Here is a 3,003-nt window from a genome sequence, read left to right as displayed (position 1 = left end):
CGCCCGCCCCGCCCCGACCACCCCCGCCGCGTGCTCGTCACGGGCGCGACAGGCCTGCTCGGCGGCTTCCTGGTGCGCGAGCTGCTGCTCGCCGATCCGGACGCGGAGGCCTGGTGCCTCGTGCGGGCGCCGGATGCGGCGGCCGGTGCGGGCCGGATCGCGGAGCGCATGCGCCGCTACGGCTCGTGGGTGCCGGAGCTCGCGGACCGGATCGTGCCGGTGCCGGGCGATCTCGCCGAGCCCGGCGCGGGCCTGGATCCGGCGCTCCGCCGCGAGCTGGGCGACACCGTCGACGCGGTGTTCCACTGCGGCGCCCGGGTGAACCACGTCGAGCCCTACGCGCTGCTGCGCGCCGCGAACGTGGACGCCACCCGGACGCTGCTGGAAGTGGCCTCCCAGCGCGCGGGCGTCGACGTGCACTTCGTGTCCACGCTGGGCGTCGCGGAGGACGTGGAGCGCGGGACGGTGCTCGGCGACGACGACGTGGTCGACTTCGCCGCGCTCGCCGACTCGGGCTACGTGCAGTCCAAGTGGGTCGCGGAGCGGATCGTCGAGTTGGCGCGCGGTGCCGGCGTCGCGGCGACGATCCATCGCCCGGGCCTGCTCACGGGCGACCTGGTGACCGGCGCCGCCAACCTCGAGGACGGCTTCTGGAACACGGTCCGATCGATCGCCGCGGTGGGCGCGATCCCGTCGGACCTGGTGGACCGGCGCGTCGCGATGAGCCCGGTCGACCATGCGGCGCGGCGCATCGTGGGTGCCGCGCGGCGGGGCGGTCCGGCCGACGGGGGCCGCACCGTCGCCGTGGCATCGGAGGACGGTCCCACGTGGGGACGCATCGCCGCGGCCCTGCGCCGCCGCGGGCTGCCGGTGGAGGAGACCTCCGCCGAGGAGTACCTGCGGCGGCAGACCGACATGTTCCGCGCGGGCGACGGCGAGCTGGGCCGGGCCGTGGTCCTGCAGCGCACCCTGCTGGACCGGGTCCGCGCCGGCCGGGGAGCGGTGGCGGCGGCTCCGCCGCGGCCGATGCCGGCGTCGGAGTCGGAGGCGGCGGACGGTGGGTGGCCCCGCATCGGCGACGCCGAGCTCGATCTCTACCTCGGGTACCTCGCGGGCGTCGGCTTCCTCCCCGCCGGGAGGCCGGTCGACGGGTGAGCGTGGGGCGCGGTCAGAGGGCGTCGCCGCGGCCGTACCGGCCGAACTCGAGCAGGATCAGCGCGGCGGCGACCCGGACGGCCTGACGCGGTCGCAGCATGACCGCGCGCTCCTGATCGAAGGAGCGGTACTTGCGCAGGTACCGGTACAGCCGCTCGACGTGCAGCAGCGGGTCGAAGGCGTGCACGGCCCGGCGGGCCGCGGCCCGGGCCCACGGGTGCCGCAGGGCGGTCGCGTCGTCGGCGAACAGGTCGGGGAAGGGCGCGAAGGCGAGGGAGACGCGCTTGTAGCCGTGGTCGCGCGCCCACGCCACCGCCTCGAGGGTGAGTCGCTCGTCCACCCCGTTGGGCGCCCGGCGCGCGCGCAGCGGGAGGTCCAGGGACAGGTCCTCCGGTCCGGCGGGCAGGTACCGGTGCGCGGCGCAGACGGTGCCGTCGGCCGTCCGGGCGAGGGCGAACACCCCGTCGGGCGTCGAGCCGTCGAGCATGCGGCCGAGGATCATCGAGAAGCCGCGCGTCGGGTCGTGCCCGGCCAGGGCCTCCATCCGGCGGATCCCCTGCCGGTCGAGGTCCGCGATGTCGCCCTCCCGCACGATCTCGACCGTCACGCCCGCGTTGCGGGTGCGGGAGACCGCCTGCCGGAGATTGCGGAACCGCCGGCCGACGAGGTCGAAGGAGCCGGTGTCGAGGACGACGTCGCGGCCGATCGGTACGGCGCGCAGGCCGTGCGTCTCCCACAGCGGGCGGGCCGCCTCCCCGGCGCCCAGGACCGCGACCGGCCGGCGCCCGGCGCGACGCAGGAACTCCGCGATCGCCGCGGCGCGGGCCTCGGGGGTGAGGCCGACGGGGTCGCCGCTCGCGACGACGACGCCGAGCCGGATCGCATAGGCCAGCACCGCCTCTCCGCCCGGGGCGACGACGTGGTGCTTCTCGGGGCGGAGGGCGAACGGTGCGAGCGGATCGCCGACCGACCGGGCGACGAGATCCGAGATACTTCGATTGCCGAACGACATGGTTCGATTATGCGCCTCCGGGCTCGCGCCGCGGCGGTGTGCTCCCTCAGCCGTGGCGATGGCAAAGCGTACGGCGCACGGATAGTGCCTCGGATGGGTCGGCAATCGGAGTGAACATCGGCGGCGGCGCCGTGAAAAGCGGACTTATCGGGCGTGATCGGAAAAGTTATCATCGCGAAGGATCGCGGCGTTCACGGTGGCCAAGACAGTTGGGGAAAGTGCCAGCGGCGCATTGTGGTCGCGCTCACATCGTGTTGTTTTCGTTACCCGGGTTCTCTGGAATCGGTCGCGGCGGTCGTGTTTGCTCAGAGGTGGGTCGAATCGGTAGTCATAGCAAACACCTCCGAATTCTGTTTCTCTTCAATACTTCTCAACCGTGTGTCGCGGTCTGCGATGCACGGTGATCGGTGCTGCGCTGTGGTCGCCGCTCGCCCGCCCGAGGCAAAGGTCGCGCGTGCAGTGAAAGGGAGTGCTCAATGTCCAGGTATCAGGGACGCCATCGTCGGAACTCGCGGTCGGCCGCAGCGGTGACCCGCATGACGGCGTCGGCGGCGGCCGCGGTGGCGGTCGGATCGGTGTGGCTCGGGACCGGGGTCGCGCACGCCGGCGGCGACCCGTCCGCGCCGCCCGCGCCGGTACAGCCGGCGGGCCCCGGTAAGCCCGGAACCCCGGCCAAGCCCGTGGGCCCCGTCGGCCCGGGCGGGCCCGCGTCGTCGGCCGGGATAGCGAAACCCGGTGCCCCCGCGGGCGCCACGAACCCCGGCGCCCCGGCGCGGCCCGCGGGCACCGCGGCATCGGGCGCTTCCACTGCCCCGGGCGGCCCGGGCNGCNGNGGC

General features: G+C 74.7%; 2 protein-coding genes. One reads left to right on the top strand and one right to left on the bottom strand.

Translation table 11 applies throughout. The annotated features are described in order from the left end of the window. On the top strand, positions 1 to 1,155 hold a 1,155-nt coding region (locus ACNAYW_RS24680), incomplete at its 5' end, for a thioester reductase domain-containing protein (protein WP_415852235.1). Positions 1,156 to 1,168: 13 nt separating this feature from the next. On the opposite strand, the gene ACNAYW_RS24675 is transcribed toward ACNAYW_RS24680, so the two are convergent. Further along, entirely contained in the window at positions 1,169 to 2,167 is a 999-nt protein-coding gene (locus tag ACNAYW_RS24675; RefSeq protein ID WP_415852234.1) for a phosphatidylglycerol lysyltransferase domain-containing protein, read from the bottom strand. Positions 2,168 to 3,003 lie beyond the last annotated feature (836 nt).

Source organism: Tsukamurella ocularis, assembly GCF_965138335.1.
In the GTDB taxonomy this organism is placed as follows: domain Bacteria; phylum Actinomycetota; class Actinomycetes; order Mycobacteriales; family Mycobacteriaceae; genus Tsukamurella; species Tsukamurella ocularis_A.
The sequence above is the reverse complement of the archived record's forward strand: the minus strand, read 5'-3'. Positions and strand labels throughout refer to the sequence as shown.

Bases quoted from the DNA above. Each gene is read 5' to 3' on its own strand.
- ACNAYW_RS24675 (WP_415852234.1), bottom strand. From the start codon at position 2,167: ATGTCGTTCGGCAATCGAAGTATCTCGGATCTCGTCGCCCGGTCGGTC.